At 41.6% G+C, this 17,486-nt stretch carries 17 protein-coding genes and 1 rRNA gene; 12 read left to right on the forward strand and 6 right to left on the reverse strand.

Going from position 1 to position 17,486, the window contains the following annotated elements:
• Window positions 1-85, reverse strand: a 16S ribosomal RNA gene (locus H6G73_RS21660); the annotation flags it as partial.
• Between the two features lie 307 nt (window positions 86-392).
• Between H6G73_RS21660 and glyQ the strand changes: the two genes are divergently transcribed.
• From glyQ to H6G73_RS21675, 3 genes are all read left to right on the forward strand, one after another.
• Window positions 393-1,262 (forward strand): glycine--tRNA ligase subunit alpha, encoded by an 870-nt coding sequence (glyQ, locus tag H6G73_RS21665; protein WP_190608224.1) that lies wholly within the window; start codon window positions 393-395, stop codon window positions 1,260-1,262.
• 90 nt (window positions 1,263-1,352) lie between these two features.
• Complete coding sequence (locus H6G73_RS21670; RefSeq protein WP_199317816.1) at window positions 1,353-1,841, forward strand: DUF4079 domain-containing protein; 489 nt, start codon at window positions 1,353-1,355, stop codon at window positions 1,839-1,841.
• Window positions 1,842-1,972: 131 nt separating this feature from the next.
• The gene (locus H6G73_RS21675) at window positions 1,973-4,324 is read left to right on the forward strand and encodes a ComEC/Rec2 family competence protein (protein WP_190608226.1); all 2,352 of its coding nucleotides are present in this window, start codon (window positions 1,973-1,975) and stop codon (window positions 4,322-4,324) included.
• 446 nt (window positions 4,325-4,770) lie between these two features.
• Here the strand turns inward: H6G73_RS21675 and H6G73_RS21680 are convergent, their stop codons facing one another.
• Entirely contained in the window at window positions 4,771-5,877 is a 1,107-nt protein-coding gene (locus tag H6G73_RS21680; protein ID WP_190608228.1) for a peptidylprolyl isomerase, read from the reverse strand.
• Between the two features lie 195 nt (window positions 5,878-6,072).
• Here H6G73_RS21680 and efp point away from each other — a divergent pair, with 195 nt between their 5' ends.
• From efp to H6G73_RS21695, 3 genes are all read left to right on the forward strand, one after another.
• Window positions 6,073-6,630 (forward strand): elongation factor P, encoded by a 558-nt coding sequence (gene efp, locus H6G73_RS21685; RefSeq protein ID WP_190608230.1) that lies wholly within the window; start codon window positions 6,073-6,075, stop codon window positions 6,628-6,630.
• 198 nt (window positions 6,631-6,828) lie between these two features.
• Window positions 6,829-7,350: an acetyl-CoA carboxylase biotin carboxyl carrier protein gene (gene accB / locus H6G73_RS21690; protein ID WP_190608232.1), complete on the forward strand. Its 522-nt coding sequence runs from the start codon at window positions 6,829-6,831 to the stop codon at window positions 7,348-7,350.
• 62 nt (window positions 7,351-7,412) lie between these two features.
• Complete coding sequence (locus tag H6G73_RS21695; RefSeq protein WP_190608234.1) at window positions 7,413-7,757, forward strand: ArsR/SmtB family transcription factor; 345 nt, start codon at window positions 7,413-7,415, stop codon at window positions 7,755-7,757.
• Between the two features lie 48 nt (window positions 7,758-7,805).
• Here the strand turns inward: H6G73_RS21695 and H6G73_RS21700 are convergent, their stop codons facing one another.
• Entirely contained in the window at window positions 7,806-8,417 is a 612-nt protein-coding gene (locus H6G73_RS21700; protein WP_190608236.1) for a GerMN domain-containing protein, read from the reverse strand.
• A 386-nt stretch (window positions 8,418-8,803) separates the two neighbouring features.
• Here H6G73_RS21700 and thiL point away from each other — a divergent pair, with 386 nt between their 5' ends.
• Window positions 8,804-9,841, forward strand: a complete 1,038-nt coding sequence (gene thiL, locus H6G73_RS21705; RefSeq protein ID WP_190608289.1) for a thiamine-phosphate kinase — start codon at window positions 8,804-8,806, stop codon at window positions 9,839-9,841.
• Window positions 9,842-9,862: 21 nt separating this feature from the next.
• On the opposite strand, the gene H6G73_RS21710 is transcribed toward thiL, so the two are convergent.
• Window positions 9,863-10,876, reverse strand: a complete 1,014-nt coding sequence (locus tag H6G73_RS21710) for a type I glyceraldehyde-3-phosphate dehydrogenase (RefSeq protein WP_190608238.1) — start codon at window positions 10,874-10,876, stop codon at window positions 9,863-9,865.
• 120 nt (window positions 10,877-10,996) lie between these two features.
• Entirely contained in the window at window positions 10,997-11,620 is a 624-nt protein-coding gene (nadD, locus tag H6G73_RS21715) for a nicotinate (nicotinamide) nucleotide adenylyltransferase (protein ID WP_190608240.1), read from the reverse strand.
• A gap of 389 nt (window positions 11,621-12,009) precedes the next feature.
• Here nadD and murC point away from each other — a divergent pair, with 389 nt between their 5' ends.
• From murC to H6G73_RS21735, 4 genes are all read left to right on the forward strand, one after another.
• A complete protein-coding gene (murC, locus tag H6G73_RS21720) occupies window positions 12,010-13,470 on the forward strand; it encodes a UDP-N-acetylmuramate--L-alanine ligase (RefSeq protein WP_190608242.1) in 1,461 nt (486 codons plus the stop codon).
• 140 nt (window positions 13,471-13,610) lie between these two features.
• Window positions 13,611-14,633 carry a UDP-N-acetylmuramate dehydrogenase gene (murB, locus tag H6G73_RS21725; RefSeq protein WP_190608244.1) on the forward strand — a complete coding sequence of 341 codons (1,023 nt, stop codon included), beginning with the start codon at window positions 13,611-13,613 and terminating at the stop codon, window positions 14,631-14,633.
• Between the two features lie 134 nt (window positions 14,634-14,767).
• Window positions 14,768-15,118, forward strand: a complete 351-nt coding sequence (locus H6G73_RS21730; RefSeq protein ID WP_190608246.1) for a YbaB/EbfC family nucleoid-associated protein — start codon at window positions 14,768-14,770, stop codon at window positions 15,116-15,118.
• Window positions 15,119-15,194: 76 nt separating this feature from the next.
• Entirely contained in the window at window positions 15,195-15,671 is a 477-nt protein-coding gene (locus H6G73_RS21735) for a low molecular weight protein-tyrosine-phosphatase (protein ID WP_190608247.1), read from the forward strand.
• A gap of 22 nt (window positions 15,672-15,693) precedes the next feature.
• On the opposite strand, the gene H6G73_RS21740 is transcribed toward H6G73_RS21735, so the two are convergent.
• On the reverse strand, window positions 15,694-16,374 hold the full coding sequence (locus H6G73_RS21740) for a response regulator transcription factor (protein WP_190608250.1): 681 nt from the start codon (window positions 16,372-16,374) through the stop codon (window positions 15,694-15,696).
• 408 nt (window positions 16,375-16,782) lie between these two features.
• Between H6G73_RS21740 and smpB the strand changes: the two genes are divergently transcribed.
• Entirely contained in the window at window positions 16,783-17,250 is a 468-nt protein-coding gene (gene smpB / locus H6G73_RS21745; RefSeq protein ID WP_190608252.1) for an SsrA-binding protein SmpB, read from the forward strand.
• The last annotated feature ends 236 nt before the right edge of the window (window positions 17,251-17,486 follow it).

Genomic DNA, 17,486 nt, shown 5'->3' on the forward strand with positions numbered 1-17,486 from the left:
TAGAATCCTAAGATTCCCGTTCGACTTGCATGTGTTAAGCATACCGCCAGCGTTCATCCTGAGCCAGGATCAAACTCTCCGTTTTGTTAAGTTTGCTTTTAGCTCTTCGACTGCTTTTCAACCTCAGTCAAGGTTATTTTCTTTACTTGACGCAGGGTCTTGTTGTATACTGGCTTTCAAACTATAATATTTTCAAGGTTCGGTGCGCTTCCAGCGTCGCTTCTTTTCGCTTCGCTCTCAGGCACTTAATTAATATAGCGAACCTCCTTTCCTATGTCAACTCTTTTTTCTGGTTTTTTTGGAAAAAATTTTTTCGTGGCTGAAAGCTGCTCACAATGCTGGGTTTAAGCAAAAATGGTTGAAGCATTGTGCGGTCTAAGGATGGATGAAGCGTGAATTTTCAATCTGTAATAGCTGTATTGCATCAGTTTTGGAGTAACCAAGGCTGCTTGATTGCCCAACCTTACGATATGGAGAAGGGGGCAGGAACTAAGAATCCCCACACTTTTTTAAGGGCATTGGGGCCGGAACCTTGGGCTGTGGCTTATGTGGAGCCTTGTCGTCGTCCAACGGATGGACGCTATGGTGAAAACCCAAATCGTTTCCAGCATTATTATCAGTACCAAGTTTTGATTAAGCCTTCACCAGATAATATCCAAGAAATTTATCTTGATTCTTTAAGAGCGTTGGGTATTCGTCCTGAAGACCACGATATCCGGTTTGTGGAGGATAACTGGGAAGATGCGACGGTGGGTGCTTGGGGTACTGGTTGGGAAGTTTGGTTAGATGGGATGGAAATTACTCAATTTACCTACTTCCAGCAGTGTGGGGGTATTGATTGCCGTCCGGTGTCAATTGAGATTACTTATGGATTAGAGCGTCTAGCCATGTATCTGCAAGAGGTAGAGGCAATTACCAAGATTCAATGGACAGACAATATTACCTATGGTGAGATTTTTCTGCAAAATGAGATTGAGCAGAGTACCTATAATTTTGAAGCGTCAAATCCAGAGTTGTTGTTGACGCTGTTCAATTTATACGAGCAGGAAGCTAACCAGTTATCGGAACGGGGACTAGTTTTACCTAGTTTGGACTATGTTTTGAAGTGTTCACATATGTTCAATTTGCTGGATGCTAGAGGAGTAATTTCTGTGACGGAAAGAACTCGTTACATTGGTAGAATTCGGCATTTGGCAAGACGGGTAGCACAGTTATATGTGGAACAAAGGGAAAAGTTAGGATTTCCTTTGCTCAAAAATTGAAAACTATTGAGGATGCAAGGTATCTAAAATGTATTCGTTATCAGGTTGAGCCTGGTAACGATTTTGCTTGTTGGAAGAGTTGGATAAAATATGGTGAACAACATTAAAGAGTTTTTAGAACCTCTAGCTGCTTGGTTTCGTGCATTGGGGATTCCAGAACCAATTGTGCATTGGGGACACCCAATGATGATGGGTATTGTCATTTTTGTCATGGGGACTTTTGTAGGTATTGCTGGTTGGCGTGGCAAGTTGTTGGAGGGTACAGATAAGGACGCAGCAATTCAAAGCCGAGGTGCCCACAGAATACTTGCTCCTTGGATGTTTATTTTCTTGGCGGGTGGTTACACTGGTGGGGTTTTATCGCTGGTGATGCAGCATCAACCATTGTTTGAAAGTCCTCATTTTTGGACTGGTTCGATTGTGTTGATTTTGCTATTAGTCAATGGTGTGATTTCTCTGAGTGGATTTTTTGGAGATAAAAAGCCGTTACGGGCTGTTCATGCTTACTTAGGGACAGCAGCCTTGGGATTGTTGTTTGTTCATGCTTTATTAGGTTTTAATTTGGGCTTATCTCTATAATGCTGCTATTGCCAAAGCCAAAGTGGACAAGATATTGTGAGCCAAACTGGTTGAGTAGGTTAAATATGCTTAAAATGCCCATAGGCTTTATCTTGTAATTTCTGCACTGGGTGCTTTGGCAATAGGGTTTTATGATGCAGGTGAGTGGGGTAATTGTTTGTCTTAGCTATATTCTAGGTTTATTGTTGACGGCAGTTCCTGGTGGTGGTGCTGGGATTTTCGGTTTGGGAATAGTAGGGGCTGTTTTTTTTCGTCGAGTGTATAGAAATTGGTGGTTGAGTTCTCAGAGGCAGAAAGCTACAGGTGCTACGAAGACATTGGCAAATAGCTGGCAAAATACTCCCGATCCCAGAGTGTGGATAGTAGCTGGTTTAGTAGGTTTATTGGCAACTTTTTATTTTCAATGGCGATTACCTCAACCAGAAGTTAAGGACATTAGTAAGTTTGTTGTAGATGGCAATAAAAGTCGTCAAGAGCAATTGGTGATTGTACGTGGTGAAGTAGCTAGCCATCCAAGGATGACTCGTAGTCAGAAGGGACAGTTTTGGTTAAAGGTAACGCAGCTAGATGAGGTCAAAAATGAGCAAGGTCAAGTACCCAAAAAAGGGGTTTCAGGCAAGTTATATGTAACTGTACCGATTCTCCAAGCGACTGGTTTATATTCTGGTCAACAGATTCAAGTGACTGGAGTGTTGTATAAACCTAAGGCAGCTTCTAATCCTGGTGGTTTTGATTTTCAGAAATATCTGCAACAGGAAGGGACATTTGCGGGGTTGGCTGGACAGCAAGTGAGTGTTGTAGATGAAGAAAGGCCTTGGGGATGGTGGCAGGTTAGAGAGATAATTGTGCGATCGCAAGTGAGATTTTTGGGTGTACCAGAAGGGCCTCTCGTCAGTGCGATGGTTTTGGGTAGTAAGGCTGTTGATTTACCCTATGATGTCCGTGATTTATTTGTGAAGGCTGGATTAGCTCATGCTTTGGCAGCTTCTGGGTTTCAAACTTCTCTAATTTTGGGAGTGATATTACAACTGACAAAGCGAGCAAAAAAGGTTACGCAAATTAGTTTAGGTAGTTTAGGTTTAATTACTTTTTTATGTTTAACTGGGTTCCAGCCTGCGGTTCTTAGGGCTGTGATTATGGGTTTTGCAGCTTTAGTAGGGTTGGCTTTGGAGAGAAGGATACAGCAATTAGGGTCTTTGCTGTTAGCGGCAACTATATTGTTAGTGGTTAATCCTTTGTGGATTTGGGATTTAGGCTTTCAATTGAGTTTTTTGGCAACTTTGGGGTTAATTACCACTGTCTCACCAATTACAAAGCGGTTAGATTGGATACCACCTTTATTAGCTGGCGCGATCGCTGTTCCTTTGGCAGCAACTATTTGGACTCTACCTTTACAACTTTTCACTTTTGGAGTTGTGCCAACTTATAGTTTGCCACTCAATATTATTTCTACACCACTAATTTCTCTAATTAGTTTGGGTGGGATGGTTAGTGCTTTGGCTAGCTTAATTTTGCCGAGTGCAGGTAGTACACTTGCTAGTTTTTTATATTATCCAACACATTGGTTAATTCAGTTGGTAGATTTTTTTGGTGGTCTGCCAGGTAATGCAGTTGTTGTTGGTAGTATTGCCACTTGGCAGATGTTAACTATTTATAGCTTGATTATTTTATCTTGGCTCATTAAGTGGTGGCAAAAACGTTGGTTTTTAGCAGGCTTTATTTCTATTGTTGTAGTATTAATACCGTTTTGGCATTCTGCTACCAACTTATTGAGAATTACATTATTAGCAACCAGAACAGAACCTGTAGTAGTAGTGCAAATCAGAGGAAATAATACTCTAATTAATAGTGGAGATGAAGGAACAGGCAGATTTACAGTTGTACCATTTTTACAACAACAGGGTATTAATAAAATTGATTGGGCAATAGCTAGTAAATTTCCGGGTAATGAAAGTGATGGTTGGTTAAATATACTGCAAAATATCAATATTAAAAACTTTTATCACGCTGTTAATTCATTAGATAATGAACTAGAAACGCAGATTATTCAAAAAGAGTTGCAAAATCGTCAAGGAAGTTATCAACCATTAACGATCAAACAGGCTGTAGAGGTTGGTTCTACGATGGTGGAAGTGATTAATGACCAATTACCAATTTTAAAATTGCAAATTTTTGATCAAACTTGGTTATTTGTGGGCAGAATTCAAGGGCAAGAAATTGCAGAGTTATTAAAAACAGGTGATTTATCTCCACCTCAGGTTTTGTGGTGTCCACCAGAATCATTGCTTGATTTAGTTGTAGCCCTAAAACCACAAGTAGCGATCGCACCATCTGGTGATTTAGATGCTAAAACTCTGTTTGCATTAGATAAAGTGCAAACACAGATTTTTTTGACTGGTAGAGACGGAGCAATACAATGGACACCAGAGGGAAATTTTGAAACTTTTATGCAGTCCACCGAAAATCAATCTTCGTTTTTCTAGGATTAATAACTCAATCTTATTTGCCACCCATAAGATACAATCAATTGACACTCACCGTGCTAGAAGCAAGGAGATTCTTTGTTCACAGACCCAACTTGCTCAAGCAGGATTTCTCCAACCTGAGTAGAGGTCGAATCTCCCAAGGCTCAAAAATAGACACCTTGAAAGGGCTACTCCTAGTTATTTGTTTATTGAGTATAATATAGAACAAAATACTCAGTAAACATGCTATAAATAAAAGGCGGGAGTCCCCGCCTTTCAATTAACCACATATAGTAGGTCTGTAGCCATATTAATTTTTACATGGATAATTTCTATGTTCGTGACAAATATGTGTCAAAGTTATGAAATTTAATTGATAGACTTAGGGTTTAGCATTGCTAAACCCTTTGGTCTTAATGAGGTAGCGATCGCTCTCAAGTCCCCCTTGTTCTACCTACAATTACTTATGCTGCTTTTGGTTTGACCAAATTTTCAATACCTTGAACAACGGTAGCAGATTCAATTTTGTCACCTGCTTTGAGTGTATCCAAAATCTCTTTGCCTTCTGTTAAATAGCCAAACACAGCATAACGACCATCTAAAAGATTGCGTCCTGCGGGGGTGAGTTCTGGTTCAAATAGGAAGAAGAACACTTGAGAAGAACCACCGTTCACATCGCTTTCAGGACGGGCTAAAGCTAATGCACCAAAGGAAGAAAAAGGTAGAACAGGCATATCTAAATAACGGCCTGCTTCTTCTAAGGTAATACCGTAGGTTGGTTCCTTATCTCCTTCTACCAAAATTTCTAAGGGAATAGCGCGGTATTTATTGGTTTTTGGATCAATAAACCCAACTTCTTTACCAACAGGGTCTCCAGTTTGCAGTACGTAGGATTCTTCAGAACGGGTAAATTCTAGACCATTGTAAAAACCACGGTTCACTAAATCCACAAAGTTACCAGCGGTGACAGGGGCGCTATAACCATCCACAACTACGGTCAGATTACCTTTATTGGTTTTGATACCTATGGTGGCACGGCCTTTGAGTTGTGGTAAGTTGTTGTACTCAACTGGCACGGTAAAAGGAAATTCCTTCACCATTGATTCTTCTAGTAAACTCACAAGACTGAGCAACTTGCTTCTGCCTTGCAGCACTTGAGTTTTATCTTTAGTGTTAGCTACCTCCTGCAATGCAGTTACACCAGATTTTAATTCCGTTATCCAAGCTTCGGCTTGGGGTTGGCGTTCTTCAGGAACGCTTGCTAAGATTTTGGAGGGTTGTTCAAGAATCCTTGCAGCTTGGCTCAGGTCTTTAGAAACTGCACCCCAACGCTTATTAGCTCGCAGTTGATTAGAAATGTCTTCTAGACTAGCTTGCAGTTTTCTGACAGGTTGATTATCGATAGGGAGTGCATACCTTAACAAAGCGTTGCCATCGGTAATTGCATTTCCAGATGGTAAGGCAGCATGGCTGGAGGGTGTCCACCCAGCTGTACTGATGCCTAAGAATATTGTTACCAGCAGTATTACTTTAAGACTGTGGTTCAGCCAGGACTTTAATAAGTTAAACATGGAATTTCTCAAATTCAGCATCAAAGAGTTGACTGGAAGTAACCCATCAATAATATTCCCACAGTAACAGTGCTGAGTGCTGAGTTATGAGTATAGCCCTTCATGTCTCAGAACTAATGACTGATGACTAATGACTAATTACGACCTTTGAAGGGTACAATAAATGCCGATTGTCTTGCCAAATTTGTTATCTTCATGATCTCTAGTAACGACTTTCGACCCGGTGTCTCTATTGTTTTAGATGGTTCTGTGTGGCGCGTAGTGGAATTTCTCCACGTGAAGCCAGGTAAAGGTTCTGCCTTTGTGAGAACTAAACTGAAAAATGTCCAGAATGGGAACGTGGTAGAAAGAACGTTCCGTGCAGGGGAAACTGTACCACAAGCCAACTTAGAAAAAAGCACGATGCAACATACCTATAAAGAGGGCGAAGAGTTCGTCTTTATGGATATGGAAACCTATGAAGAAGGTAGATTAAGTGCTGCACAAATAGGCGATCGCGTCAAATACCTCAAGGAAGGTATGGAAGTCAACGTTATTCGTTGGGGTGATCAAGTTCTAGAAGTGGAATTGCCTAATTCTGTAGTGCTCGAAGTTGTGCAAACCGATCCAGGTGTCAAAGGTGATACCGCTACTGGTGGTACTAAACCCGCAACTGTGGAAACTGGTGCAATTGTGATGGTTCCCTTGTTTATTTCTCAAGGTGAGCGGATCAAAATCGATACCAGAGAAGATAAATATTTAGGCAGGGAATAATTTTCATCGCGGCTACCAACCTGGAATGGCGAGGATTGTTTGTGATTGAGGATAAAGGCGTAAGTCAAACCCTTGAAACCACAATCCAAAACCACAAATCTCCAATTGGTACTCCGATTTCAATCCCTTTTCATGAGGGATTATATCCCTGCCACACATAAAATTTTCGTTTACGGTTAGGTCGAGGTAGAAAAAACTGTGCCATTGGACTTTAATGAAATCCGCCAACTACTGGCAACTATTGCACAAACAGATATTGCCGAAGTCACGCTCAAAAGTGATGATTTTGAGCTAACGGTTCGTAAAGCTGTAAGTTTTAGCAATCAAGCGCCTTTAGGCCAAGCAACGGTAAGTGGTGTGGTTAGTTCGGGATTGACATCGGTGTCACCACCAGGAAACCAATTACCAGATGCCAATCGTGTTGCCGAAAATGCAGGAGCATCAGCACCAGTCAATGCTCCTTCTCCCATAGAACAGCGTTGGGTACAAGTACAGTCACCCATGGTGGGTACTTTTTATCGCGCACCAGCACCAGGAGAAGCACCATTTGTGGAAGTAGGCGATCGCGTCAAGGCAGGTCAAACGGTCTGTATTATTGAAGCGATGAAGCTGATGAACGAAATTGAAGCCGAAGTTTCTGGGCAAGTGATGGAAATTTTGGTGCAAAATGGCGAACCTGTAGAATATGGTCAACCTTTGATGAGAATTAACCCCGATTAAGTATTAATCTATATATGGAATGAGTCACTGTTAACTTTGTCCGTCCTTGTGGGTCAAACCTGATGAAACAAACGTTGCCTGTACCACCAGAAGTAGTGCAACAAGTAGCTGAATACTTCAGTTTGTTAAGCGAGCCGATGCGTCTGCGGCTGCTGCACTTACTACGGGATGAAGAAAAATGTGTGCAAGAACTGGTAGAGGCAACACAAACGTCTCAGGCAAATGTGTCTAAGCACTTAAAGGTAATGTGGCAAGCAGGTATCCTGAGCCGCCGCAGTGAAGGAACATGTGCCTATTACCGGGTGGAAGACGAAATGATTTTTGAATTGTGTAATCGGGTTTGCGATCGCCTCGCCACAAGGTTAGAACAGCAAGCCCGTAACTTTAGGGTGCTAAACAAATCTTAGTCAGTTGTCAGTGGTTGTTCCTGGCGCAACTGACTAGAAAACCACTGACTAAAGGGGATAATTCTGCTGGAAGCTCTGACGAGTCAACGGTTGGTCAATTTCCACACCTTCCCCACCCAACACATCCAACTGTTTACCATTGATATCTATATAGACCTTGGCGTTGGGATTGAGAGTGGTTGCTGTGTAGACAATTTGTCCTACCCTTCCCATCATCGATGTACTACCACCACCTTGAGTAAACTCCTCGGACAAATTAACGTGAATCTCATTATTTTCCGCTTTTAATCCCAGTAACTTGGTTCCTTTGGGAATGGTAGTTGACTCTGTGCCTTCAGTTGGCCCTGCCAATAAAGTTTGAACAGCTGCCTCTAAAGCTTGTTTAGGTTGTGCCGCAGCTACTTTTATACTGTGAGGAACTAACTCAACCCCTTGGTTATTAGATTTCAGCCAATAGACATTAGCAGTTTGTTCATTACCTGTCTGTGTATTGGATGGTTGGACACGTTGATCAGATGTTTGAGATGGATTGGCAGGTGTGGGAGAATTACTAGATTGTGAAGTAAACCAAGCTACACTACCACTGACCGCCACAACTGCTGCTGAAACGGCAGCCACTACACCTGGAGTAATACGGTTAGTTCGTTGTTGGTTGTTCATATCTAAAACCTACTTGACTAAAGGCTAAAATATTCTTTCCTATAAATAGGAACAGAGTAAGCGATGATACAGTTGAATAAGCAATTTCTTAAAAATTAAGCGACACAGGGTAAATCGACAGTTAAAAGTATCTAAATTACCTTGTTAATAATGAAATAAACTCCTCCTTGCCTGTTCCCTGTCACCTGTCTTTTACCAGCTATACCAATCACTACAGTTTAGTTACACCTTGCACCATTAGTGACTTTATCTCATCTTTATTTTAGGTTGGCATTCTCAGTCCGTCATCGTAACTGAAGAATTTCATCTTAATAATTTGTAAAAATTGTGGTGATTATTTAAGGTTAATTGAGGTGAAACTAACCGGGGATGGCAAGAGAAAAATTATGGTAAATCACGAATTATCTGACCTAAAAATACAGGATATTGGCGAACAAGGTCTGTTAGAAAGATTGCACAAGTTTTGTCCTTCAGATGTGGTTGGAGATGATGCCGCTGTAATTACCACTCAACCAGAACAATCTTTAGTTGTCACCACCGATATGCTGGTAGAAGGTGTGCATTTTAGTCATATCACCACATCCTCAGCCGATGCGGGTTGGAGAGCAGCAGCAGCCAATTTGTCAGATATCGCAGCTATGGGGGCTTCTCCCTTAGGAATTACCGTTGGTTTGGGACTTCCTGGCCACGTCCAGGTGAGTTGGGTGGAGCAACTTTATCAAGGTATGACTGAGTGCTTGGAAAAGTATCATGTGCCGATAGTTGGTGGAGATATAGTGCGATCGCCCGTCACCACTGTAGCAATCACCGCCTTTGGTCAAGTCCATCCCCATTTGGTGATCCGTCGTTGTTCAGCACAGGTCGGACAAGCGATCGTGGTGACAGGAATTCATGGTGCTGCCTGCGCTGGCTTAGAACTGCTCCTCAATCCCCAAATAGGCAAAACCCTCAACGCAGCAGAAAAGGCAGCTTTAATCACAGCCCACCAGCGTCCCCAGCCCCGTTTAGATGCCATATCTCTATTACAGAAAATAGTTAACGCCCCAAATCCCAATTCTCCATCCCCTATCCTCATTGCCGGTATGGACAGCAGCGACGGTTTAGCAGATGCCCTGATTCAAATTTGCCGTGCCAGTGGTGTAGGAGCCGTCATCGAATACAGTCAAATTCCCTACCCCTCAGCCTTTAATCACTGGCTCACCACCGACCAAGCATGGAAATATATTCTTTATGGTGGTGAAGACTTTGAATTAGTTCTGTGCCTACCACATCCTTGGGCATTAGCTCTAGTTCAAGCATTAGGAACAGATGCCGCCATTATTGGCACAGTCACACCAGGCTCTCAAGTGGTTCTCCAAGACAAACACAAAAAATTCCCTGACCAAGTTCTTACTCTTAGTCAGGGATTTCAACACTTTAGTTAGTAGTTATCTACAACTAAATACCTATACCCACTTGGTAGCAACCAATTCTGCTAAATCAAGAACTCGTTGGCTGTAACCCCACTCGTTGTCATACCAAGCCATAACTTTTACCATGTCATTGCCCATAACCAAGGTTAAGCTGGCATCAACAATGGAAGAAGCATCTGTTCCTTGATAATCGGAAGAAACTAGTTGCAATTCACTGTAGTCTAAAATGCCTTTGAGGGAACCTTCAGCAGCATCTTTCAGAGCTTGGTTAACTTCTTCAGTAATGGTGGGTTTTTCAACTTGCACTACAAAATCCACCATTGAAACATTAGGAGTTGGTACGCGCAAAGCTACACCATTCAGTTTACCCTTGAGTTCTGGTAATACTAGTGCTACAGCTTTTGCCGCACCGGTAGAGGTGGGAACAATGTTAATAGCTGCCGCTCTAGCCCGACGCACATCGCGGTGAGAAGCATCTAATAGACGCTGGTCACCTGTGTAACTGTGGGTAGTAGTCATTGTGCCTTTGATAATGCCAAATTTTTCATGTAATACTTTGGCAATGGGAGCCAAGCAGTTGGTGGTACAGCTGGCGTTACTGATAATGTGATGTTTGTGATGGTCGTAGTCATGGTGGTTCACACCAACTACGAAAGTACCATCTTCATTTTTACCAGGAGCAGTAATGAGAACTTTTTTAGCTCCAGCATTGACGTGCTTTAATGCACCTTCTTTGCTAGTAAAGACCCCGGTAGCCTCAATAATTAGGTCAATTCCCCACTCTTTCCAGGGCAAGTTTTCTGGATTGCGATCGGATACGCATTTAATTGTCTTACCGTTGATGATAATGGAGTTATCATCGGCGGTAATATCTACACCCTTCAACTTACCTAGCATGGAGTCATATTTGAGTAGGTGAGCGTTAGTTCTAGGGTCAGATGTGTCATTAATAGCAACTAAGTCAATGTTGCTGTTTTCTCTTCCTACCCAGCAGCGTGCAAAGTTACGTCCAATGCGCCCGAAACCGTTGATTGCAACTCTAATCACAGTGTCTTGCCCTCTGTATTTATGCCTATAAGTTGATATCGTTGACCCCAATCATATCGCAAAGGGGGGGAGCATTAATAACCATAAAGTGTTATATCTGAAAAAAATCACATAATTTATTCAGAAATTATGTGCGTAGAGGTTGTGCTGAACGATGTACAATCTGACCGATTCGGTTACTAAATAACGAATAGAATGGTGTTCACGACAAAGTTGACGGATTATACTTGACGAAACTTCGACTAAAGGTGTGTTCAAACATTGCCAGTGGATGACACAGGACTGGTTTTTAAGTTCTTTCTCTACTTGCTTGCAGATTAGCTGACTTTGAGCTATAGTCTCACCACCTATTAGTCGAGGAGCGATTAACCAATTACACATTTGTGCTACTTCCAGTCCACGATACCAGCGCGGCAAAGTTTGGAAGGCATCCAATCCAATAATCCAATACCAATAAGTATTTGGGTAACAAGTAGATAAATCATTTAAGGTGTTGATGGCATAAGAAGTTCCGGGGCGGCTTCCCTCAATTAGTGAGAGAGTAAACCCTGGATTGTCTTGTATTGCTAATTGCAGCATTTCTACACGCTGTTGAAAAAGAGCAGCTTGTTTATGAGGAGGATTTCGTGAAGGCACCCAAATTACCTGTTCTAGGGGAACTTGATTTAAAGCAGTTTCAGCTAGGAGTAAGTGTCCCCAATGAATTGGATCAAAAGTGCCGCCAAAAATTGCTAGTCTCTGCATTTCTAGTTCAACCAGGTTTTTGCGGTTTAAATAAAAGTATTTACTCTTTATGGACTATTGTAAGACTCTCAAGCAGGGCACTATGCCATTGACAATTATTTTTCTAATGGCATAACTGTTATTGCTAGCTGGTCACAGAACAGTAAATATGTACTTTAAATTACAGGATTTTCTTTCCCGATGTAGCAACAATTTTCAGAATAATTCAGAAGTAGAAAAAATATTCATTAGGGTAAAATTTTGCTCAACTAGCAAAACTAAAGCCAAACATTAATGATTCATCAGTAGCTTAAGACAGTAGGTTAACAGTATCAGTAAAAATCAAAATCCTGTTATGATACGCGTGTCATTTGTGATTATGGTGTGGTGTGGTTTAAGAGGAGTCAGCAATGATTAATTCTATAGATTTTAGTGGTAGACCATTTCATTTTATTGGGATTGGTGGAATTGGGATGTCGGCTTTAGCCTACGTTTTAGCCCAGAGGCAATTACCTGTATCTGGTTCTGATCTCCGTCCCAACCATATTACCCGCAAGCTGGAATCCCTTGGTGCTCATATCTTTAGTAAACAAGAAGCAAGTAATCTGGAAATATTTTTGTCTCAAGCATCCAAGCCAGGAGTATTATTAAATTCACAAGAAAAATTATCTACTGATAAAGCTACTTTACCCCAAGTAATTTGTTCAACAGCGATTAACACAAATAATTTAGAATACAAAGCCGCATTAGAACTAGGCTGCCCAATTTTACATCGTTCTGATGTATTGGCAGCCTTAATTGCTGATTACCGTAGCATTGCTATTGCAGGTACACACGGTAAAACCACCACCAGTAGCATGATTGGTTATATGTTACTGCAAGCAGGACTAGATCCAACTATTTTGGTGGGTGGAGAGGTTAATGCTTGGGAAGGTAATGCCAGATTGGGTCAAAGCGATTACTTAGTTGCAGAGGCAGATGAATCAGATGGTTCTTTGGTGAAACATGCACCAATGATCGGAGTAATCACTAATATTGAACTAGATCATCCCGACCACTACGAAACTCTAGAGGAAGTGGTTGATACTTTCCAAAAATTTGCCCAAGGTTGTCAAATTTTAGTGGGTAGTATTGATTGTGATACAGTTCGCGATCGCTTGAAACCAACTATTTCCTATAGTCTAGTGCCAGATACAGGTGCAGATTATACAGTCACGAATATAGACTACCGCGCTGACGGGACAACAGCCCTCGTTTGGGAACGGGGTAAAGCATTGGGTATGTTGAACGTCAAACTATTAAGTCGGCATAACCTCAGCAATGCCCTAGCAGCAGTAGCTGTGGGACGTGCTCTAGGCTTAGAATTTGGCGAAATTGCTAAAGGTATTTCCACCTTTGAAGGAGCCAGAAGACGGTTTGAGTTCCGCGGAGAAGCATCTGGTATTACCTTCATTGATGATTATGCCCATCACCCCAGTGAAATCCGTGCTACCCTAGCAGCAGCTCGTCTTCAAGCTAGACCAGGACAAAGAGTAGTAGCAATTTTCCAGCCCCATCGCTATAGCCGCACATTGACCTTTTTAGAAGAATTTGCTCAATCCTTCTCCCATGCGGATTTAGTTGTGCTAACAGATATTTACAGTGCTGGAGAACCTAATTTAGGTCAAGTAAGTGGAGAACAGTTAGCCAACGCCATTAGTCAACAACACCCCCAAGTAGTTTATCAACCAACTTTATCTTTGGTGAATGAGTTTTTAGTACAAACCTTGCGTCCTGGTGATTTAGCACTGTTTTTAGGTGCCGGGAATTTGAATCAGTCCATTCCGGAAATTATTGCCACATTACGTGAACCGGCAACAGCTACATCCTAAATCTACTGATAACCCATAGCTAGAGTTTTCTTAAACAGAAAATTCGAGCTAGCACAAATTTCTGGAGCTAAATCCCTAACCGATATTTGATCACGGTTAATCACTCAAGATTAAAAACTCACAAACAAAATGAAGTCAAAATGATAACTTCTCAGGGCTCTGTAAAAGTCTGTAACGCTTCCGACGTGACTCCTCAACAGCAAGAAAAAGATAATTCTCGCAATAGTAAACTAATTTATTTGCCAGGAACTGATTGTGTCCTGAAACCTCAAGCTAGTTTGTCAGCTTTTACTTCTTATCGAGTAGGAGGAGCAGCTGAATGGTATGTTGCCCCTCGTAACCTAGCTGCATTACAAGCAAGTATTGATTACGCTAAGGAAAATAACCTACCAGTTACCATACTAGGAGCAGGTTCTAACCTATTAGTCAGCGATCATGGCATACCGGGTTTAGTCATAGCCACTCGGCATTTGCGCTTTAAGCATTTTGATCCAGAAACTGGCTTATTAACTGTTGCTGCGGGTGAATCAATTCCCAATTTGGCTTGGGAAGCCGCAGGGTTAGGTTGGCAAGGATTAGAGTGGTCTGTGGGCATTCCTGGTACTGTTGGTGGCGCTGTAGTTATGAATGCGGGGGCACATAATAGTTGTATTGCAGATATGTTAGTGAGCGCTCAAGTTCTTTTACCTGATGGCAAAGTAGAAACTCTAACTCCCTCAGAACTGGGTTACAGCTATCGCACATCATTACTGCAAAATCTCAATGCTGCTGGACAAAGCCAAGCTCAACGCATAGTTACTCAGGCTACATTCCAACTCCAACCAGGAGCAGATCCAGAGCAGGTTGTAGCCAATACGAAGCAACACAAACAACATCGACTTTCTACCCAACCTTATAACTATCCTAGTTGTGGTAGTGTCTTCCGCAATCCTAAGCCTTATTCTGCTGGTTGGTTGATTGAACAAAGTGGTTTAAAAGGCTATCAAATTGGTGGAGCACAAGTAGCGCAACTCCATGCTAATTTTATTGTCAATCGTGGTGGAGCTAAGGCCAATGATATCTTCTGCCTCATTCGTCATATTCAACACGAGGTACAGGAGCGTTGGTCTATTTGCTTAGAGCCAGAAGTAAAAATGTTGGGTGAGTTTCAAGCTGCTTGCTGATGAGTAGCTGACATAAATTGATCATGGGTAATAGGTGATAGATGATAGGAAAAAACGATTACCCATTACCTATTACCCACCACCTCTATAATTGAATTTGATTTGTTATTCAAAGCACACACGTAGAATTCATTATGAACAAAGGACAGGGACAGGGATTTGGCTTTGGTTTAGGAAAAATGAGAGAACTAGCGGATGCTTTTAAGAAAGCCCAGCAAGTTCAAGAAGGTGCCAAGCGTCTTCAGGAAGAGTTAGAACAAATGGAGATTCTTGGTGAGTCTGGTGGTGGCTTGGTGAAGGTAATTGTCAGTGGTAACCAGGAACCCAAACGAGTAGAAATTTCTCCTGAAGCTTTTCAAGAAGGTGCAGACGTTGTTTCTGACCTGGTGACAGCAGCAATGAAAGACGCTTACAAAAAGTCTACCGAAACAATGCGCCAACGCATGGAAGAATTGACCAGTGGGCTGGAGTTACCTGGATTTTAGTCATTAGTCATTAGTCATAGGTCGTTGGCTATAGGCTGAAGACAAATGGCTAATGACAAAGGACAAAAGTTTATCTATGGCGTATAAGTTATTATTTGTCTGCCTAGGGAATATTTGCCGCTCACCCTCAGCAGAAAATATCATGAATCATCTGGTTGAGCAGGCTGGTTTGAGTGAGAAGATTACTTGTGATTCGGCGGGTACCTCTAGCTATCACATTGGTAGCCCACCAGATAGAAGGATGAGTTCAGCAGCCAGTACAAAATTGGGAATTAAATTGCGTGGACAAGCTCGTCAATTTCAAAAATCTGATTTTCAAGGGTTTGATTTGATTTTGGCGATGGATAAGGATAATTATCACGATATCCTGCTGTTGGACTATTCAAGACAATATGAGCAGAAAGTGCGCTTGATGTGCGATTTTTGTTCGCGTCATACCCTGAAAGAAGTCCCTGACCCTTATTATGGTGGCTCGGAAGGATTTAATCAGGTCATTGATTTACTAGTAGACGCATGTGAGGGCTTGCTCGAATACGTAATCACTCAAGTTTGATGGAATGGCTAAACTTAGGGAGCTATTCCACTAATCCATGTTTAATGGCAAAACGTACTAACTCGGCTCGGTTGTTGGTTTCTGTTTTTCTTAATAAACTACTGACATATTTTTCTACTGTGCGTGGACTCAGATGTAACTGGTGCCCCATTTCCACGTTAGACAAGCCGTGAGTCAATAGTTCCAAAACTTCTTGCTCTCTGGTTGTCAGTCCTGAGAGCATTTGTGGTTCTTGGATTTGAGTAGATAGAGAATTATGTCCGTCTACAGTCTTAATAGCTGTTGATGTGGCTAGGTTTTCTTGATAATAACGATATTCTGATTGAATAATTTGCGATCGCTCCAATAAATTCCGAATCGCTGCCGCTAATTCTTCTAGCTCAAAAGGTTTTGGTAAGTATAAATCACAACCTGACTGGTAACCCAAAATTCTCTCTTGAGTCTTAGTTCTTGCTGTTAACAATATGACTGGTATTAACCGAAAAACAGGTTTTTGACGAACTCGACGCACCAACTCATAGCCATTCATCCGTGGCATCACGATATCCGTGACAATTAAATCTGGCTGGTACTCCTCAACCATCGCTAGCGCCTCTTGACCATTATCTGCCGTCATCACTGAATAACCAGACAATTCAAGATAATCGCTAATTGATAGACGAGTGCCCAAATCGTCATCCGCTACAAGGATCATCAAGGGCATGGACTGTACACCCCTAACATTTTTGTGACTAAGCAATTCGCTATAACAACCACTCTAAATAAAACACAGATAATTATGGTGTCCTTATGTTTCATACTATGACAGGATTATCTGTTAATGACTGCCTATAGGGTGATTTATAAAGAAAATATTAAATACTTAGAATGTATTAATACATTTTGACACTATGAATCAATGAGCAAACTAACTTTAACACTCATTTTCCCTGGTGTCTAAAATAGTAAACTGGATGCTTTACAGCTTACTATGTATTCGGTGTATGGTGAAGGTGTAGATTGTAGTGAAAGTCCCGAATTCAGCATTTATATTAATTTAATAGGCAATCATTAATTTGCAAATCCGTTTGAGCCAATTTCTAGATAATTTTTAACGTACCCAAGATTTTCAATGAGTGACAAGAACGAAGGTTACAAAGTTATTACCGATAATCGTCAAGCCCGGTATTTGTATGAAATTCTCGAAACCTATGAGGTAGGAATTCAGTTAACAGGAACTGAGGTGAAGTCCATTCGCGCCGGCAGAGTTAATCTTCAAGACGGTTATGCTTTAATTCGTAATGGCGAAGTCTGGTTAATTAATGCTCATATTTCCCCTTATACTGCCAGTGGACAATATTTTAATCATGAACCACGACGCACACGCAAGCTTTTGCTTCACCGCCAAGAAATTCGTAAATTAATTGGCAAGGTGGAACAACAAGGATTAACCTTAATCCCGTTAAAAATGTACTTTAAACGTGGTTGGGTGAAAGTGAGTATTGGCTTATGCAAAGGCAAAAAACTACATGATAAGCGAGAAGACCTGAAGCGCCGTCAAGACCAGCGTGATATTCAAAGGGCAATGAAAAATTATTGATTGTCAGGACGTTAATGAAGTTACAGGAGTTGCAGAAGTTGCAGAATAATTCAGATGATTGCTGCGGGATTCTTACGTTTTGAAACTCTTGTTCGCGTTGATGTAGTGTGGCATAGGCATCAGCCATACTTCTGTTCGCGTAGCGTGCCGGAGGTATACTTCTGACTTATGAACTTCTGAACTCCTGACTTCTGAACTTCTGACTCCTGAACTCCTGAACTTCTGAACTTCTGAAC

Source organism: Richelia sinica FACHB-800 (assembly GCF_014698825.1).
Lineage (GTDB): Bacteria > Cyanobacteriota > Cyanobacteriia > Cyanobacteriales > Nostocaceae > FACHB-800.